The 19578-nt window shown below is 63.0% G+C and carries 12 protein-coding genes; 6 read left to right on the top strand and 6 right to left on the bottom strand.

Features of this window, described 5'->3' with window-relative positions; all coding sequences use genetic code 11:
* Nucleotides 1-67: 67 nt before the first annotated feature.
* Complete coding sequence (locus AC3FOF_RS13800) at nt 68-652, bottom strand: hypothetical protein (protein ID WP_488726902.1); 585 nt, start codon at nt 650-652, stop codon at nt 68-70.
* 149 nt (nt 653-801) lie between these two features.
* A complete protein-coding gene (locus tag AC3FOF_RS13795) occupies nt 802-3189 on the bottom strand; it encodes an ATP-binding protein (RefSeq protein WP_488726901.1) in 2388 nt (795 codons plus the stop codon).
* 181 nt (nt 3190-3370) lie between these two features.
* Between AC3FOF_RS13795 and AC3FOF_RS13790 the strand changes: the two genes are divergently transcribed.
* From AC3FOF_RS13790 to AC3FOF_RS13770, 5 genes are all read left to right on the top strand, one after another.
* Nucleotides 3371-4156 carry a response regulator transcription factor gene (locus tag AC3FOF_RS13790; protein WP_017225921.1) on the top strand — a complete coding sequence of 262 codons (786 nt, stop codon included), beginning with the start codon at nt 3371-3373 and terminating at the stop codon, nt 4154-4156.
* Nucleotides 4157-4855: 699 nt separating this feature from the next.
* Entirely contained in the window at nt 4856-12451 is a 7596-nt protein-coding gene (locus AC3FOF_RS13785) for a YadA-like family protein (RefSeq protein WP_488726900.1), read from the top strand.
* A gap of 71 nt (nt 12452-12522) precedes the next feature.
* Nucleotides 12523-13386: an OmpA family protein gene (locus AC3FOF_RS13780; protein ID WP_017224155.1), complete on the top strand. Its 864-nt coding sequence runs from the start codon at nt 12523-12525 to the stop codon at nt 13384-13386.
* 326 nt (nt 13387-13712) lie between these two features.
* The gene (locus tag AC3FOF_RS13775) at nt 13713-14399 is read left to right on the top strand and encodes a 2-dehydro-3-deoxy-6-phosphogalactonate aldolase (protein WP_488726899.1); all 687 of its coding nucleotides are present in this window, start codon (nt 13713-13715) and stop codon (nt 14397-14399) included.
* Nucleotides 14400-14472: 73 nt separating this feature from the next.
* The gene (locus AC3FOF_RS13770) at nt 14473-15321 is read left to right on the top strand and encodes a hypothetical protein (RefSeq protein WP_017224153.1); all 849 of its coding nucleotides are present in this window, start codon (nt 14473-14475) and stop codon (nt 15319-15321) included.
* A gap of 42 nt (nt 15322-15363) precedes the next feature.
* Here AC3FOF_RS13770 and AC3FOF_RS13765 read toward each other — a convergent pair whose 3' ends face one another.
* Nucleotides 15364-15684, bottom strand: a complete 321-nt coding sequence (locus AC3FOF_RS13765; RefSeq protein WP_276265545.1) for a hypothetical protein — start codon at nt 15682-15684, stop codon at nt 15364-15366.
* A 109-nt stretch (nt 15685-15793) separates the two neighbouring features.
* On the opposite strand from AC3FOF_RS13765, the gene AC3FOF_RS13760 reads away from it, so the two are divergent.
* Nucleotides 15794-16495: a hypothetical protein gene (locus AC3FOF_RS13760; protein ID WP_488726898.1), complete on the top strand. Its 702-nt coding sequence runs from the start codon at nt 15794-15796 to the stop codon at nt 16493-16495.
* Nucleotides 16496-16577: 82 nt separating this feature from the next.
* On the opposite strand, the gene cyoD is transcribed toward AC3FOF_RS13760, so the two are convergent.
* Genes cyoD through cyoB form a run of 3 tightly spaced genes read right to left on the bottom strand, consistent with a single transcriptional unit; the run spans nt 16578 to nt 19540 of the window.
* Nucleotides 16578-16961, bottom strand: a complete 384-nt coding sequence (gene cyoD, locus AC3FOF_RS13755; RefSeq protein ID WP_488726897.1) for a cytochrome o ubiquinol oxidase subunit IV — start codon at nt 16959-16961, stop codon at nt 16578-16580.
* Nucleotides 16958-17560 carry a cytochrome o ubiquinol oxidase subunit III gene (cyoC, locus tag AC3FOF_RS13750; RefSeq protein WP_017224149.1) on the bottom strand — a complete coding sequence of 201 codons (603 nt, stop codon included), beginning with the start codon at nt 17558-17560 and terminating at the stop codon, nt 16958-16960. Before cyoC ends, cyoD begins: the two co-directional genes overlap by 4 nt.
* A gap of 3 nt (nt 17561-17563) precedes the next feature.
* Nucleotides 17564-19540: a cytochrome o ubiquinol oxidase subunit I gene (gene cyoB, locus AC3FOF_RS13745; protein ID WP_017224148.1), complete on the bottom strand. Its 1977-nt coding sequence runs from the start codon at nt 19538-19540 to the stop codon at nt 17564-17566.
* Between the last annotated feature and the right edge of the window lie 38 nt (nt 19541-19578).

Raw genomic sequence — 19578 nt, 5'->3', positions numbered from 1 at the left:
ATGCCCTCCCGATTCCGGCGGCCGTCCGATCATCCGGCGACCCGCGGCGCCAGCCACGGCCCAGATGCTATCTGGCTGCCTCCAGCGTCTGCTCGAGCTTGGTGAAGAAGCCGCGATAGGCCTGCGGGTCCACCACGATGGTGGTGCGCGAATCGCCATTGCTGTCCCAGATGGTCACGCGCAAACGGACCCTGACCAGCACGTCACCCTGCGATGCGCCCGGCGCCACCGTGACCAGCGCTTCGGTCGTCTGATGGTCCGCCCTGCCGGGAAGCCCCATCTTCGACTTCAATACCCCGCGCAGGATTTCCCTGCCGGTGCTGACAAGCTTTTCATTGAGGACGCCCTGGACCAGGCCGAAATTCGGCTCCGCCTCCAGCCGCTTATAGCCCAGGCTTTCGAGCGCGGCCTGGCAGGCTTGCAAGGCCGCCCGCGTCGAACTGCGCTGCAGCGTGAAATCGCGCGCGTGCTCGTAGGTGGTGCGCTCTTCCGCGGTGGGTTCCACCCAGATCTGGGTGGAACTGTAGCGAAGGAACCGCCCGCCTTCGCCTTCTTTCTGCTCTTGGGGGTTCTGCGCGGCGAAGCCGCGGTTGAGCATGGCTCCAGAACATAGCAGCGCCGCCGCGACGGCGTACCTTGTCGAAAACCGCATGTCGATTCCATCCGCTTCGAGATTGGCTCAGGGAGATCATCTGCACGCCGGCTCTTCCTGCTCTTGCAAGTCTGTGCGATGACACGCTTGCATGCCCGGGCGGTCGAACGCTGGCAGGGCAGGCAAAAGGCCAAGGATTTTGACACGATTCAGGTTGCTGTCGAAAGGGATTCCGTGGGGGGATGATTTGTTGCTGCCGCATCCGGTGAAGGCCGGGCGATGCCTTCCGCTGCCATGGCAAACCGGTACGCGGCGGGACTATCGGGAAGCAGGGCCAGCGATTCGACCCGCTCCAGGTCGAGAACCTGCAGGGCAGCATGCATCTCGGCGAGAAAATCAGGATATGAGGGTTCCGAGCCGCTCATGTGGTGCAACCACTCCTCGATATCCGTCAAATGCCCGTCGCGGGCGAATCCAGCCAGATCCATCCGTGCGTGCGCCGGCGGAATGGGGTAAGGCGTGCCGGCGGGAAAAGGCAGGTGCCCGGGCGGCGAAGATGCCATGGCTGAAAAGGCGCCCCCAGGCAGCACGGCGTCGTCCAGGCACGGTGCCTCGATCGCAAAGCTGAAACGGCTCCCGACGCCGGGTTTGCTGCTCAATTGCAGCGCCCCGCCCATGCCTTCAACAATGCGCTGCGCAATAAACAGACCAAGGCCGACACCGCCCTGTTCCACCCCCAGTTGGGTGAAAACCTTGAAGATGTGGGGCTGGTCTCGAGACGCGATCCCGATTCCCGAATCCGCAACATCGAAATGCAGCCGCCAGCTCCGTTCCAGGCGGTGAGCGCCGACCGACAGCCGGATTGAGCCCTGGCGCGTGAATTTCGCGGCATTCGACAACAGGTTCAGCAACACCTGCTGCAGCCGACGGCTGTCGATGGAAATGTGCGTTGGTAGCGGCGTCTCGGCATGGAGGATGAAGACATTGCTCTGTTGCGCGCTCAGCGCATGTGCGTACTGAGCGATGTCTTCCATGAGAGCGGAAAACTCCACCGGTGCCGGTGCCAGTTGCAAAGGCTGGATCTCGCCCTTTGCATACTCAAGGAGATCGTCGATCAGCGTGAGCTGATAGTTTGCGCTGCGCTCGATGGCCTGCACGTATGTGCTCTGCTCCGGGGGGAGGGTCCTGCCCAGCCTGCGCGCATAGCCGACAATGGTCGCAAGCGGCGCGCGCAGGTCGTGGCTGATATACCCGAGCATCTCGCTCTTTTGCCGGTTCTTTGCGTCGGCATATTGCAATGCCTGATTCAAGGCGTGTGTCTGGCGTGCGACTTCATCCCTCAGCCGTTGTTGATCCTGTTCCTGCCATAGAGCAAGGTCGTCGCGGGCCGCCTTTCTCTGTAGCCGCAGGTGGTTGATCCAAGCCGCCAGTACGATCAGGGTGATGCCAAGCCCAAACACGGCAGCAACCGGGCCGGTTGACACGTCGTCGATGCCGAGATGCCTGATAAAGCCAGGCGTCTGGTCGAGGCGCTCGATCGTGCGCAAGCCGATGTGCAGCAGGAAGAAGATGGCGGTCAGCAGTACGAGTCTTGCTGTGGGAGCCGCATTCTTCAGCATGAGGAGTGCGGCCATGAGGATGCAGAAGGAAAAGAACAGGCTGGCGTAGGCCGAGGCCACAGCCACGGCGTGCAGATCGCTCATGAAGGCTGCGCTCGCCAGTACGCATTCCGTGAATGCAAATAGCAGGAAGCATCCGCGGCCACGCATGGCGATGTTCTCGCTCTTGGCAAAGCTGCCAAGAAAGAAGGCGAACAGCGCCAGGCAGCCATAGCCGAGCACAGCGGTGCTGCGAAGGCCCCAGTCGGTCGCATCGGGCCAGAGATAGAGCTTTGCGTAGCCGCGAATGGAAGCCTCATAGAGCATGATTCCCAGGCAAAGCAGCCCCAGGCACAGATATGCAAGGCGCCTCGACAACAGGGCGATCAGCAGCACGCACCAGCCCAGGGATAGCAAGCCGCCAAAGAGCAAGCCGTCCCATAGCCGGCTGATCCCTTCCTTCGCCAGGTATGCCTCCTCATGATAAAGGCGTGGCAATAGTTGTATCGCACGGCTGCTCTGTACCCGGATGTGGACGTTGGCCTGCTCGCCGGGGTCGAGCCGGAAAGAGAACGATGGAAGACGGGACGCATGGGAGTGCTCCTGCATCGGGACTGCAGCGCCGGCGCGCAAGTGCAGCCGCTCATCTTGCTTCTCTATAAAGGCATCGACGCGCTTTAGTCCAGGTGGTCCGAGCAAGAGCCGTAGCGGGATGCTCCGCGAGGCCGTGTTGCGCAATGAAAACCGCAGCCACCAGACGGTGTCTGCCCGGGGTGATTGCAGTGCGATGGGATCCCCTGGCAGGAACGTGGCTTCTGCGAGCGGGCCGGGACGGGAAAGTACGGTGTCGATAGACAGAAGGCCTGATACATCCTCGAAGACGCCGATCGGGCCGAGGAGAATTCCGGCCCCCTGCGCCGGGATCGTCTCGCCAGCGGTCCCGGCCCGAACCACGGCAGAGAAAGCGAAAAAAATAACGATAAGAAATGTCAGTCGCATTTTAATGGCGTAACCGCATAGCTCTACCGAGGGGTTGATGATCAATAAGCCGGAGCGCTAAGCTATGCTTTGATCTGAGCTATGAGGTCGATTTTCCGATATCCCGAATTTATGATTGAGGGGCCAGATTCGATGCGCATGATGAAAGGTCTGCACACCGCGATATGCAGTGAATTCCTATATGACAGAAATAGACCAGCAACGCTTGCCAGAGCCCCATGTCCTGCTTATCGATGACAATCCGGATGAACTCCGCCTGCTGGTGGAGGCGTTGCGGGACTCCCGTTGCCGGATCAGCATTGCATTCGATGGAATGCAGGGCTATGACCGGGCCGTTGCGTTCGCTCCCGACCTGATCCTGCTCGATGTCAGGATGCCGAAGATGGATGGATTCGCCGTCACGCGCATGCTTAAGGCCAACGCCGTTACCGAGAACATTCCCGTCATCTTTCTCACCGTATCCAGCGAGATCAGCGCGCGCCTGACCGGGCTGCGAGAGGGCGGCGTGGATTACATCGTCAAGCCCTACGCAGTGGAAGAGGTGGTTGAGAGGGTGCGCATTCATCTGAAGTTGTCCTCGCGATTGGCGGAGCGGACGGAAACAAAAAGCATCCTCGAAGACGACACCGGCGCAGCGGAGAACAGGGAGCAGGTACTGGTACGTGCCGCCAGGCGATATCTCTCCGCCAAGCTGTCGGATCCACCAACGCTGCCGGACCTGGCACGTGCTCTGGGTGTCGATAAAAGACGGATTTCCTCGGCATTTCAGCGGAATCTCGGTGTTACCGTATTCGAATATATACGGCTGGAACGGATGAAGAAGGCAAGGCATTTGCTAGCCAGGACTTCGCTGAGCATTGCCGCAATAGCGGAGGAAGTCGGTTTCACCAGCACCGCCAATTTTTCCACTGCATTTCGCGATCATATGGGGGTTCCCCCATCTGCATTCCGCAACAATCAAAGATGAACGCCGCGGCGGCAATGTCGCGCTGACGGCGAATCGGCCCGTCCCGTCTCTCTCCAGCATCGTCGGCGATGCTGCGGCTATTTCCCTGAATACCCTGTTTCACGGATCTTCTCCGCTCTCCCGATAGAGCCATCCGATAGCCGATGGCTACGGATTCTCCTTTTTTTCTTTCTATAAAAATGCCGGCGCCAGTTGCCGTGACCGCGGCCGATTGACGCTGCGTGGTGCGATTCTCGTGCCAACGCCGCTGCGCTGGAAATCCGGTTTCCTGAACGCTGGCGAATCTCCGGAAAGGCGGTGCATGTAGGGCGCCATCGATCCGAAAATGCGGCGCTTCTTAACACAGCCGGGAGACTAGCACGCGACCCTCTTATTGAAGAGTCTAACATTTGAGGCGTTGCATTTGTTTGCATTTATTTTGACGCTTTTGTCATTTAGCAAAACATTTTGTTCTTTGCGCAAAACGCCGGCTCCATGGTCCGAGGCAATCTGCGGCCAGTCCAACTGTTCCTCGTTTGGGCAATGACCAGTGCCTCCCTGGATGTGAGTCTGGGACCGGCTGAGCGACGTGTTTGTGCACCCGCTTTGCTTGAATCCTCCCTATCGAAGCGACTCGCAGCGATGGATGCACTTTCGTAAAGAACCGCGAAGCACTCTGATATTGCACTCTCCGCGCCTTTCGCGAGTGCCTGGCAAGAGATGGCTTCCCTCTCGATGGGAATCGACGTGAACCGTACCTACAAGACCATATGGAATGAGCGCACAGGCACCTATGTTGCCGTGGGCGAGGATTGCAAGTCCAGGGGAAAAGCCGGCCGTTCGGAGCGCCGCCGTCAAATAGTGGCACGAACCATCCTGGCGGCTGCGGGCATGCTGGCCGTTCCCTACGCTGTCGGCCAGACCGCCGTATCGGGCACGACCGGCAACAACAATGGCGGCAATGGCAAGACGGCAACGGTAGATACAAACTGCGGGACCAATTTCGTTAATCGGCAGAATCCGGGCAACAACCCTGGATCGAGTGTCCAGTATGTACTCCAGAACGGGTGCAGTACCGCAATCGGCAATAGCGCAAATGCGGGCAGTGCGTCCGTTGCAATCGGTGATCGTTCCGGCGCGAGCGATTCGGGCATCGCGATCGGGGTGGGTGCACAGGCCACCAAGAACTCCGCCGTCGCGCTGGGAACGATTGCCCTGGCCAGCGGGAATACCAGTTTTGCACTGGGGCGTCAGTCCGCAGCGACGGCGGACTACGCGACGGCGATCGGCAATGTGGCCTACGCCAACGGCGAGAGCGGCATTGCGATGGGACATTCAGCCAATGCGGCGGGATATCGCTCCATCGCCATCGGTGCGGCGGATTCCCGCGCGGCGGGCAATGACGGCGTTTCAGGGGGGGCTAGCTATGAAGCGGCCAGCCAGACGAGAGCGAGTGGCACGGGTTCCGTAGCATTGGGTGCGGGCACCACGACGGATGTCGCCAACAGCGTCGCGCTGGGCTCCGGGAGCGTGGGCGCCGCCAACGCCGCGGGTCCGGCGCTGTTCAGCGGCGATGCGATTGCCGCAGGGGGCGCCCTGTCGATCGGCGCCGCCGGCAAGGAGCGCCAGATCAAGAATGTGGCAGGCGGAACCAACGGCACGGATGCGGTCAATGTGAACCAGCTGCGCGCGGTAGCGGATAACGCGGTGCAGTACGACGACGCGGGCAAGGGCAGCGTCACGCTGGGCGGCACGGCATCGGCGGACGGCGGCGTGAGCGGCGGCACCAGGATCACCAACGTGCACCAGGGCGACGTGAGCGCGACCAGCACCGACGCGGTGAACGGCTCGCAACTGTATGCGACCAACCAGAATGTGGAGCAGAACACCACCAGCATCACGAACCTGGGCGACACCATCACCAATGTGGCGGGCGACACCAGCAACACCTATGTGGCGCAGAACGGCCGCGGGGTGAAGTATGTGCGCACCAACGACACGGGCCTGGCAGCGGACGATGCGCATGCCACGGTGGCGGGCGCCACGGCGCTGGGCTATGGCGCCACCGCCAGCCATGCGCAGAGCGTGGCGATCGGCCGCGGGTCGCTGGCCGACGGCAGCAAGCTGGGCCAGGCGGCATACGCGGTGGGTGGCACGGCAGCGGGCGAAGTCTCGGTGGGCCGGGCAGGCGCCGAGCGCCGGATCTCGAACGTGGCGGCTGGCGCGGTCGATACGGATGCGGTGAACGTTGCTCAGCTGAAGAGCGTGGCGAGCAATGTGGAGCAGGTTGCCGAGAACGCGGTGAAGTACGACGACGCGAGCAAGGGCAGCGTCACGCTGGGCGGCACGGCATCGGCGGACGGCGGCGTGAGCGGCGGCACCAGGATCACCAATGTGCACCAGGGCGACGTGAGCGCGAACAGCACGGACGCGGTGAACGGCGCGCAACTGCACGCGACCAACCAGAATGTGACGAACATCGATGGCCGGGTAACGAGCAACACCACCAATATCGGCGCGCTGCAGCAGGACGCACTGCAGTGGAATGGGTCGCTCAATGCCTATGACGCGAGCCACGGCAGCGGCACGGCGCAGAAGATCACCAATGTGGGCCAGGGCGATGTGAACGCGACCAGCACGGACGCGGTGAATGGCTCGCAACTGCACGCGACCAACCAGAATGTGACGAACATCGATGGCCGGGTAACGAGCAATACCACCAATATCAGCGCGCTGCAGCAGGACGCACTGCAATGGAATGGGTCGCTCAATGCCTATGACGCGAGCCACGGCAGCGGCACGCCGCAGAAGATCACCAATGTGGGCCAGGGCGATGTGAGCGCGACCAGCACGGACGCGGTGAATGGCTCGCAACTGCATGCGACCAACCAGAATGTGACGAACATCGATGGCCGGGTAACGAGCAACACCACCAATATCGGCGCGCTGCAGCAGGACGCACTGCAATGGAATGGATCGCTCAATGCCTATGACGCGAGCCACGGCAGCGGCACGGCGCAGAAGATCACCAATGTGGGCCAGGGCGATGTGAACGCGACCAGCACCGACGCGGTGAACGGCTCGCAACTGCACGCGACCAACCAGAATGTGACGAACATCGATGGCCGGGTAACGAGCAATACCACCAATATCGGCGCGCTGCAGCAGGACGCACTGCAGTGGAATGGGTCGCTCAATGCCTATGACGCGAGCCACGGCAGCGGCACGGCGCAGAAGATCACCAATGTGGGCCAGGGCGATGTGAGCGCGAACAGCACCGACGCGGTGAACGGCTCGCAACTGCATGCGACCAACCAGAAGGTGGAGCAGAACACCACCAGCATCACGAACCTGGGCGACACCATCACCAACGTGGCGGGCGACACCAGCAACACCTATGTGGCGCAGAACGGCCGCGGGGTGAAGTATGTGCGCACCAACGACACGGGCCTGCCTCCGGACGATGCGCATGCCCTGGCGGCGGGCGCCACGGCGGTGGGCTACGGCGCCACCGCCAGCCGCGTGCAGGCCGTGGCGGTCGGCCGCAACTCGCTGGCCGATGGCGACAGCGGTATCGCGGTCGGCTACTCGGCCAATGCTTCGGGATCTCGCTCCATTGCTATTGGCGCATCGGATTCGCGTGCGGCCTTTGCAGCACGGGCCGGCCTTGATGCTGTCGGCCAGACGAGAGCGAGCGGCACCGGATCCGTGGCACTGGGCGCGGGCACCACGACGGATGTCGCCAACAGCGTCGCGCTGGGCTCCGGGAGCGTGGGCGCCGCCAACGCCGCGGGTCCGGCGCTGTTCAGCGGCGATGCGATTGCCGCGGGGGGCGCCCTGTCGATCGGCGCCGCCGGCATGGAGCGCCAGATCAAGAATGTGGCAGGCGGAACCAACGGCACGGATGCGGTCAATGTGAACCAGCTGCGCGCGGTAGCGGATAACGCGGTGCAGTACGACGACGCGGGCAAGGGTAGCGTCACGCTGGGCGGCACGGCATCGGTGGACGGCGGCGTGACCGGCGGCACCAGGATCACCAATGTGCACCAGGGCGACGTGAGCGCGACCAGTACGGACGCGGTGAACGGCTCGCAACTGCACGCGACCAACCAGAATGTGACGAACATCGATGGCCGGGTAACGAGCAACACCACCAATATCAGCGCGCTGCAGCAGGACGCACTGCAATGGAATGGGTCGCTCAATGCCTATGACGCGAGCCACGGCAGCGGCACGGCGCAGAAGATCACCAATGTGGGCCAGGGCGATGTGAACGCGACCAGCACCGACGCGGTGAACGGCTCGCAACTGCATGCGACCAACCAGAAGGTGGAGCAGAACACCACCAGCATCACGAACCTGGGCAACACCATCACCAATGTGGCGGGCGACACCAGCAACACCTATGTGGCGCAGAACGGCCGCGGGGTGAAGTATGTGCGCACCAACGACACGGGCCTGGCAGCGGACGATGCGCACGCCACGGTGGCGGGCGCCACGGCGCTGGGCTATGGCGCCACCGCCAGCCATGCGCAGAGCGTGGCGATCGGCCGCGGGTCGCTGGCCGACGGCAGCAAGCTGGGCCAGGCGGCATACGCGGTGGGTGGCACGGCGATGGGCGAAGTCTCGGTGGGCCGGGCAGGCGCCGAGCGCCGGATCTCGAACGTGGCGGCTGGCGCGGTCGATACGGATGCGGTGAACGTTGCTCAACTGAAGAGCGTGGCGAGCAATGTGGAGCAGGTTGCCGAGAACGCGGTGAAGTACGACGACGCGAGCAAGGGCAGCGTCACGCTGGGCGGCACGGCATCGGCGGACGGCGGCGTGACCGGCGGCACCAGGATCACCAATGTGCACCAGGGCGACGTGAGCGCGACCAGCACCGACGCGGTGAACGGCGCGCAACTGCACGCGACCAACCAGAATGTGACGAACATCGATGGCCGGGTAACGAGCAACACCACCAACATCAGCGCGCTGCAGCAGGACGCACTGCAGTGGAATGGGTCGCTCAATGCCTATGACGCGAGCCACGGCAGCGGCACGGCGCAGAAGATCACCAATGTGGGCCAGGGCGATGTGAACGCGACCAGCACGGACGCGGTGAACGGCTCGCAACTGCATGCGACCAACCAGAAGGTGGAGCAGAACACCACCAGCATCACGAACCTGGGCGACACCATCACCAACGTGGCGGGCGACACCAGCAACACCTATGTGGCGCAGAACGGCCGCGGGGTGAAGTATGTGCGCACCAACGACACGGGCCTGGCCGCGGATGATGCGCACGCCACGGTGGCAGGCGCCACGGCGCTGGGCTATGGCGCCACCGCCAGCCATGCGCAGAGCGTGGCGATCGGACGCGGGTCGCTGGCCGACGGCAGCAAGCTGGACCAGGCGGCATACGCGGTGGGTGGCACGGCGATGGGCGAAGTCTCGGTGGGCCGGGCAGGCGCCGAGCGCCGGGTCTCGAACGTGGCGGCTGGCGCGGTCGATACGGACGCGGTGAACGTTGCCCAGTTGAAGAGCGTGGCGAGCAATGTGGAGCAGGTTGCCGAGAACGCGGTGAAGTACGACGACGCGGGCAAGGGCAGCGTCACGCTGGGCGGCACGGCATCGGTGGACGGTGGCGTGAGCGGCGGCACCAGGATCACCAATGTGCACCAGGGCGACGTGAGCGCGACCAGTACGGACGCCGTGAACGGCGCGCAATTGCACGCGACCAACCAGAATGTGACGAACATCGATGGCCGGGTAACGAGCAACACCACCAATATCGGCGCGCTGCAGCAGGACGCACTGCAGTGGAATGGGTCGCTCAATGCCTATGACGCGAGCCACGGCAGCGGCACGGCGCAGAAGATCACCAATGTGGGCCAGGGCGATGTGAACGCGACCAGCACGGACGCGGTGAACGGCTCGCAACTGCATGCGACCAACCAGAAGGTGGAGCAGAACACCACCAGCATCACGAACCTGGGCGACACCATCACCAACGTGGCGGGCGACACCAGCAACACCTATGTGGCGCAGAACGGCCGCGGGGTGAAGTATGTGCGCACCAACGACACGGGCCTGGCAGCGGACGATGCGCATGCCACGGTGGCAGGCGCCACGGCGCTGGGCTATGGCGCCACCGCCAGCCATGCGCAGAGCGTGGCGATCGGCCGCGGGTCGCTGGCCGACGGCAGCAAGCTGGACCAGGCGGCATACGCGGTGGGTGGCACGGCGATGGGCGAAGTCTCGGTGGGCCGGGCAGGCGCCGAGCGCCGGATCTCGAACGTGGCGGCTGGCGCGGTCGATACGGATGCGGTGAACGTTGCCCAGTTGAAGAGCGTGGCGAGCAATGTGGAGCAGGTTGCCGAGAACGCGGTGAAGTACGACGACGCGAGCAAGGGCAGCGTCACGCTGGGCGGCACGGCATCGGCGGACGGCGGCGTGACCGGCGGCACCAGGATCACCAACGTGCACCAGGGCGACGTGAGCGCGACCAGCACCGACGCGGTGAACGGCGCGCAACTGCATGCGACCAACCAGAAGGTGGAGCAGAACACCACCAGCATCACGAACCTGGGCGACACCATCACCAATGTGGCGGGCGACACCAGCAACACCTATGTGGCGCAGAACGGCCGCGGGGTGAAGTATGTGCGCACCAACGACACGGGCCTGGCAGCGGACGATGCGCATGCCACGGTGGCGGGCGCCACGGCGGTGGGTTATGGCGCAAGCAGTACCGCGGCAGACGCGGTGGCGATCGGCCGCAACGCCAGGGCGACAGCCGCCGGCAGCGTAGCGCTGGGCGCCAATTCAGTGGCGGACGGCACCACCCTGGGCAACGCCGCCTATATGGTCGGCGGCACCGCAACAGGCGAGGTGAACGTGGGCAACCGCCGCATTACCGGCGTGGAAGCCGGTGCGGAAGACACCGACGCAGTCAACGTGCGCCAGCTGAAAGCGGTCAACGCCAACATTACAAGCATCGCCAACGGCGCCGTCGGCATGTTCCAGGTGAGCCAGGACTACAACACACCGGCACCAAGCGCGCTGGGAGTGAAATCGGTGGCGGGCGGCGCGAACGCAGTGGCTTCCGGCGCCGATGCCATGGCTGTCGGGAACAACACCAGCGCATCGGGCAACGCCAGCGTAGCCTTGGGCAATGGCGCGGTCGCGTCCGGAGCCGGCAGCACCGCGGTTGGTAACGGTGCCGCGGCCAGCGCATCCGGCAGCGTGGCGCTTGGCAACGGCGCGAGCGATGGCGGTCGAGGCGCGGAGAGCTATACGGGCAAGTACTCGAACGTGCAGAACGACACGGCCGGTACCGTATCCGTCGGCAATGCACAGACCGGCGAAACGCGCACCATCAGCAATGTGGCGGACGGAAAGAATGCCACCGATGCCGTAAATCTGCGCCAGCTCGATGGTGCGGTGAAGGCCGCCAACGAGTATACGGATACCCGGATCGAAAGCATTTCGAGCGACATTACCAACATCCACAATGGCGCTGCGGGCATGTTCCAGGTCAGCAAGGATACCAACACGCCGTCACCTTCCGCCACCGGCGCGAACTCTGCCGCCGGCGGTTCCGGATCCATGGCATCCGGCGCCAACAGTACCGCGGTGGGCAACCAGAGCCAAGCGACCGGAGCCGGCAGCACTGCCTTGGGCAATGGCGCAGTGGCCAGCGGCCAGAACTCCGTCGCCCTGGGAGCCGGTTCCAGCGATGGCGGCCGCAGCAATGTGGTTTCGGTCGGCAGCGCTGGCGCCGAGCGCCAGATCGCCAATGTGGCGGCAGGCACGGCAACGACAGACGCGGTCAATGTGGGGCAGCTCAAGGCGTCGGAGAACGGCAGCGTGCGCTATGACAAGAACGCCGATGGTTCGACCAACTACAACAGCGTCACCATGGGCGGCGCCAATACCACGTCACCGGTGGCCGTTCACAACGTGGCAAACGGCGTTGCCGCTACGGATGCGGTCAATGTCCAGCAGTTGAGCAACGGCGTCAGCAGCGCGGTATCCCAGGCGAACCAGTACACCGACACGCAGATCAACCGGCTGCGCGGCGACCTGGACCGCTACGAGCGCGATGCCAACGCGGGCACCGCGGCAGCCATGGCCATGGCGGGCATTCCGCAGGCGTCCCTGCCTGGCCGGAGCATGCTGGCCGCGGGTGTCGCAGGCTATCGCGGGCAATCCGCGCTGGCGATCGGCATGTCGGCGCAATCCGAGAACGGCCGATGGGTCTACAAACTGCAGGGTTCGGCAAACACCCGCGGCTCCGTTGGCGTAGCCGCCGGCGCGGGTTTCCACTGGTAATCGCCAGGTACCCATTTTTTGGTTGCCCGGGAGCGCGCGCGCTCCCGGGCTAGAAACTGAGGCAACGGATCATGAAGAAGAGTATGAAACGCGTCACCGGCCTTTGTGCCGGCACAGCGCTCCTGATGCTGCAGGCTTGCGGAACAATGTACGTCGGTGAGCGCGCGAACAAGGACGGTGAGGCTGGCGAAGTCGTCTTTCCCGCGGTGGAGCGGGATGCCTGGATCAAGGAAGGTACCTTCCCCAATCTGGACAATCTGCGTCAGGTGGCTCCCGGCGTCACCAAGCCACAACTCTATGCGCTGCTCGGCCATCCGCACTTTGGAGAGGGCCCTTTCGGTGTCAAGGAGTGGGACTATATCTTTAACTTCCGCGATGGGAATAGCGGAGGAAATGTGGTCTCGTGCCAATACAAGGTGATGTTCGACAAGGAAGCCAAAGGCAGGTCCTTTCACTGGAAGCCGGCAGCCTGTGCCTCTGTATTGAAGGAGCCACTGCCCACCACCGCAAAGCTGACGGAAGTCGTACCCGCCGCGGCATCCAGGACGGTGTCGAAAGTCACGCTCGGCGCCAATGCCCTGTTTGCTTTTGGCCGCTCGGGCCTGTCGGATATTTCCGCCGATGGCCGGCGGGCTCTGGGAGACGTTTCGAAGACGCTGAGGGAAACGCGGCGGCTTGAAAGTGTGACCGTGATTGGTCATACGGACAGAATCGGTTCCGCTGCCTATAACCAGCGGCTTTCCGAAGCGCGCGCGGAATCGGTGCGGAATTATCTGGTGGAAAGCGGTGTCTCGCCGGCGCTCGTCTCGGCCAGGGGGAAGGGTGGCACGAATCCCGTCGTGACATGCGATGAGGCGGGCCGGGAGGCATTGGTGCAATGTCTTGCGCAGAATCGACGGGTCGAGATTGTTGGCGTCGCCGTCGCCGCTGAGTGAGCGGCAATTCGCAATGCCTGCTTCGGGTAGCCGGGGTTTTCCCGATGGACGCCTGGCGGCACTCCTGCCACCGGAGCGTCTGCCGGATGTAAAAAGCGGCTGAATTGTCGGCGCCGGCAATTCGAACCCCATCTTGTCGAGACTGTTCCCCGATGGCCAGGCACCCCGCCGGCCGTTTTACCCCCAAGGCTATTTTTCCCCCGTAGCCCTGGGGGCTTTTTACGGTAGAAGGCGGCTGGGCGCGCTGATCCGGATGCCCAAGGCCAAGTCGCCTCTGCATTGTCCGGGGATGGGCTGTCGCGAAGGGAAGGGTGAAGCCAAGGTCTTTGCTTTCGACTTCTAGCTTTATGGGTGGTGATATGGCGAGGCTTCCTGTGGAAGGCAGCGGGTATGCTGATGGCTTTGAAAATGTCATGATGCGCCGCCCTTTGGTGGCGATCCTGAATGGGGTCAGGCCGGACGACATAGTCGTGATTGCCGACGCCATCATAAAGCGGGGCATCAAGATCATCGAGGTTCCTCTCGAATCTCAATATTCCCTGCTGAGCATTGCGCACCTGAGAGCGGCTTTTGATGGCTGCGCGATGATTGCGGCAGGAAACGTCACATGCGTATCCGATGTGAAGCGTGCAGCCGGTGTCGGGGCGGCAATCATCACATCTCCAAATATCAATACCGCCGTTGTTCGCGAGGTGCTCAGCGCCGGCCTGGTTTCCGTCCCCGGCGTTTCGACGATCACCGAGGCGTACGCCGCGATCGAAGCGGGTGCGCATGCGATCAAGGCTTTTCCCGCAGAGCAGATCGGCCCGAAGAGCATTGCGGTATGGAGTAAATCCCTGCCGCCGGGGACGAAGATACTCGCGGTAGGGGGCATCGACGAACACAATATCCGCGTCTATCGAAATAGCGGTGCCACCGGCCTTGGGCTGGGAGAGGCGCTGTACAAGCCAGGCTTTACCGCGGACGACGTCGGAACGCGTGCAGCGCGGCTGTGCGCCGCCTGGGAGAAATAGCGCCGCACATCCGGCACGGTGTCCGGGTTCAGAAGTGAAGCCCCCGGGGCGTTGGCCCCGCCTTTCAAATGTCTTGGACTACGAATTTTTCATGAGAATAAGTGCCTGCTATGATTCGGCCGCCTCGTATGGGGTTGAGCGGAGGGAGAATGCATGGCTGAATGACCTGGATCTATATCTGGGCTCTTGTTTTGGCATGCTTGGCGGCAATCCCCGGGCGGCGGTCTGGTTCTGCGATGTGAACAACGACTACAGCATCGGGAGAAACATTGTGATCACGAAGCCACCGTTGTCTCCCACTGCCTGGGATTTCAGCTTTCGTGAAGAAAACCGCGATGCGATGATCTATTGGTTGACGTACCAGCGTATCGCCAGGGTCATGGCATCGGCGCGCGCTACAACATTGCAGCGGCCGGAATTGGAGTGCGATTGGCGGTCTTACTACGAGAATCATCTGTATGGACCGAGCGGCGCGGAGATGAACGTGACGCTGTATCCGCTGAGCCGCAGCGCGGAGATGCTGAATGGCTGGATTAAATGCGCTTTTTCCAGCGGCGCCAGGATCAGTGTCAGGAAATATGTCGACCTTTGCAGGAATGGGCTCAGGTTCAAGTTTATAAACTCGCTCCGCAGCCGTCTGATGCCAAAGGTGGTGGTCTGTCTCGGCGACAGCGCAAGGCGAGAATTCGTGCGTGCGTTCGATCTGGACGGGGTCGGCATGCGGGAACATGTTCTAAAGCCGGCCGACCAGGAGAGGGTTATCCATAGTTCGGTGAAGGATGGAACGACCTGGGTCTTTTGTCCGGCACTGGCGGGCGTAAGCGGGCTTTGCTCGAACGTTTTCCTGGACGAACTGGGAAAGCTCATTTCCGGCATGCTCGAACCATCGGATTTCACAGACACCCTGTATCAAGCGCGCTGACACCCCCGCTGTGCCTGCAAACGCCTGCAGCGCAGCGGACTGTCAATCTTCAGCATGGAGCCGGATCGGTTCTCCACCGATCCGGCTCATCATCCGCTGCCCGGGCTCGCCGCCAAGCTCGAGCCGCACGCAGCGCGCAATGTCTTGCCCGGCTGCGATCCATGCTTGCATCGGGCCAAGCTCCGGCAGTCTGCGCGTTGCAATGATAGAGCCTGCTCCGTAAAGAATAGCCTCCATCTGCTCCTGTATTTCCCGCTTGCCGTACGGCAACATTCCCTCCAAGCCAATACCGCCATTTAAGGTGGCAACTCCCGGGCCCCCGGGGAGCACGGTATTGCGCGACATCCGAAGAATCTGTCCCATGCCGGGCGGCGCGGCCACGCGCTAGCGAAGATTCGGCGCGCCCGTTCCGATTGCCGCCGGACGCACCGATTGCACGGCATCGTTGGCGCCAAGGGAAACTGCCTCAGCCATGAAGTATCAGTTGTTTGCATTGGCCGGGTGTCCGGCCAGCGCCGCTCTCGCGCTATTCATGCGAGATGCCGGTATCGAGTACGACCGCATCGTGCTGGCGTCACCGCGCCACGCCGCCGATGTATTGGCTCTTCTTTCCGAATCCGAGCCGCGTTGCCCGGCCTTGAGCTATCGCGAGACAAGCGCAACCGGCCTGGCGGCTTGCCTCGCGCTTCTCAGCCAGAGTCAACCCGAACGCGCGTCGCTTGCGCATCTGAAATTCCCCGCAACGGACGCGATGCTGATTGACGGCGTGCTTAGCGGCCGTGTGCTCATGGCCAGAAACGAACGGGCATTCTCGCTCGCACTCGCGGACCTGCGTGATGCCATCCGCGAATGGAGCAAGGCGATGCCGGCGCCGCAGCGCCGCGCCGGCTTGTTTGTGCCGTACCTGGACCTGCGTGTCGCGAATGGACTGTCGGGTGGCAGGTTCAAGCTTGCCGGTGTGCTTGGCGCCGACGAAAACGCACTGGAGTCGATGGCCTATCGCTTGCCGGGCGGATTCGAGGACGCCTATCTGGACCGGCTGAGGCGAGGGCGGAGCTGGGTCTATTGGGAGGGGGACGCCAGCATTCTCGGCGGCCGCGCAATGCCGCGCATGGGTAGCGGAATCCGGCCGGCAGCCATCGGCAAGCCGGCGGCCGGCAGTCTGCTGGCCTGATTTGCCGCAGGCACCCGCCACGCGGGTGCCGCTACAGCGCGGGGGCGAATCCCGGCCAAGGCGATCCGCCCCCGCGCTGGCCTTACTCGCGCATGCGCGCGTTTTCCGGCGACATCTGCATCGGCATCATGTTGACGTTGGCGTTGTGCATGACCCACAACGATCCCGCTACGATGATGGCGATGAGCGCCCCGGTGCAGATGAAGATCGCCGTGTTTGCCCGCTGGTCGGGCGACGTGCCGATATGCAAGAAGAACACCAGCTGCACCACCAGTTGGGCGACGCAGAGCACCACGATGGCGGCCAGGCCCATGCCCTTCGGCACGAGCCCTTCCATCACCGCGCCGAACGACGCGAGGGTGAGCACCAGCGACAGCACAAAGCCGATCACATAGCCTTTCATGCTGCCGTGCGCGGCGTGCGCGGCCTGCGCTGCGGATGCGGTGTGAAGGTGGGCGGTTTTCATACGAACTCTCGCAGATAGACAAAGGTGAACACGCAGATCCAGACCAGGTCCAGGAAGTGCCAGAACAGGCTCAGACAGGCCAGCCTGCGGCGGGTCACGCCGTCCAGGCCGAAGCACTTGATCTGGTGCATCATGATCAGGATCCACAGCAGGCCGCAGCTGACATGCAGGCCGTGGGTGCCCACCAGGGAAAAGTAGGAAGACAGGAAAGCGCTGACGCCTGGCCCCGCGCCGGCATGCAGCAGCTCGGCGAATTCATACAGTTCCATGGCGATGAAGGCCGCGCCGAGCAGGAACGTGACGCCCAGCCACTGGATGACCTGGCGTTCCCGCCCGGGCTGCATGTTCAGCATGGCCACGCCGAAGGTGAAGCTGCTGACCAGCAGCAGCATCGTTTCGCCGAGCACGAACGGCAGCTCGAACAGGTCCCGGCCGCTCGGGCCGCCCGCCGTGTTGGCGGCGAGCACCCCGAAGGTAGCGAACAGCACGGCGAAGATCAGGCAGTCGCTCATCAGGTAGATCCAGAAACCTAGCGTGGTCTTGGATCCGTCGTCGTGTTCGACATGTTCGTGCGCATTGTGAATGACTGTGTAGCTCATGGGTCAAGCCGCCTTGCGTAGCTGCGCATAGCGCGTGTTTTCGATGCGTTCGACTTCGGCCGCCGGGACGTAGTAGTCCACGTCGCGGTTGTAGGTCCGTGCGATGAAGGTGCCGATGACGCCCAGCAGGCCAACCACGGCGAACGCCCACATATGCCAGACCAGGGCGAAGCAGAGCACCAGGCCGAACAAGGAGACGATCACGCCCGCGCTGGTATTGCGGGGCATATGGATGTCTTCGTAGTGGCCCGGGCGGACATAGGCGCGTCCCGCTTCCTTGTCGTCCCAGTGCTGTTCCAGCGAATCGATATGCGGCACATGGGCGAAGTTGTAGAAGGGCGCCGGCGAGGCGGTGGCCCATTCCAGGCTGCGGCCGTCCCAGGGGTCGCCGGTGAGGTCGCGGTTGTTCTTGCGGTCGCGCACGCTGACGGCCAGCTGGATGAGCAGGGCGACGATGCCGGCGCCGATGATGACGGCGCCGATCAGCGCGACGATCAGGTAAGGCTGCCAGTCGGCGTGCGGGTAGTGGTTCATGCGGCGGGTCATACCCTTGAAGCCGAGCACGTAGAGCGGCATGAAGGCCAGGTAGAAGCCCACCAGCCAGCACCAGAAGGACACCTTGCCCCAGAACTCGTTCAGGGTGAAGCCGAACACCTTGGGGAACCAGAAGCTCATCGCGGCCAGGCAGCCGAAGATGACGCCGCCGATGATCACGTTGTGGAAGTGAGCCACCAGGAACAGGCTGTTATGCAGCACGAAATCGGCGCCGGGCACGGCCAGCAGCACGCCCGTCATGCCGCCGATGGCAAAGGTGACCATGAAGCCGATCGTCCACAGCGTCGACGAGTGGTAGCGGATGCGGCCGCGGTACATCGTGAACAGCCAGTTGAACAGCTTCACCCCGGTCGGGATCGAGATGATGGAGGTCATGATCCCGAAGAAGGCGTTGACGTTCGCGCCCGAGCCCATCGTGAAGAAGTGATGCAGCCAGACGAAGAACGACAGGATGCCGATCGACGAGGTGGCGTACACCATCGACTTGTAGCCGAACAGCGGCTTGCCGGAGAAGGTGGAGATGATCTCGGAGAAAGCCCCGAAGCACGGCAGGATCAGGATGTAGACCTCGGGGTGTCCCCAGACCCAGATCAGGTTGACGTACATCATGGCGTTGCCGCCAAGCTCGTTGGTGAAGAAATGCATGCCCAGGTACCGGTCGGCGGTAAGCAGGGCTAGCGTGGCGGTCAGGACGGGGAATACGGCAACGATCAGGATGTTGGTGATCAGCGCGGTCCACGTGAACACCGGCATCTTCATCAGCGTCAGGCCCGGTGCGCGCATGCGCAGGATGGTGACGATGAAGTTGATGCCGGTGAGCGTTGTCCCCAACCCGGATATCTGCAATGACCATATGTAGTAGTCCACCCCTACCGTCGGGCTGTATCCCAGCTCGGATAACGGTGGATAGGCCACCCAGCCCGTAGCGGCAAAATCGCCGACGAACATCGACATCATCACCAGCACGGCGCCCGCCACCGCCAACCAGAAGCTGAGCGAGTTGACGAACGGATAGGCCACGTCGCGGGCGCCGATCTGCAGCGGCACGATGACATTCATCAGGCCGAGGATGAACGGCGTCGCCACGAAGAAGATCATGATCACGCCATGGGCGGTGAAGATCTGGTCATAGTGGTGCGGGGGCAGGTAGCCGGCCGCATCGCCCACGGCGATCGCCTGCTGCGCGCGCATCATGATGGCGTCGGCGAAGCCGCGCAGCAGCATGACCAGCGCCATGATGATGTACATCACGCCGATGCGCTTGTGGTCGACCGAGCAGATCCACTCGGTCCACAGGTACTTCCATTTGCCGAAATAGGTAACGGCGCCGATCAGCGCGGCACCGAGCAGGATGACGGCGACCAGCGTACCCATGATGATGGGTTCATGGTACGGAATCGCATCGATGTTTAATTTTCCGAACATGGCTCAGTGCTCCGTGGCCGCGGCGTGGTGGTGTTGCA

The sequence above is a fragment of the Cupriavidus sp. 96C5-1 genome (assembly GCF_057798855.1).
The sequence above is the reverse complement of the archived record's forward strand: the minus strand, read 5'-3'. Positions and strand labels throughout refer to the sequence as shown.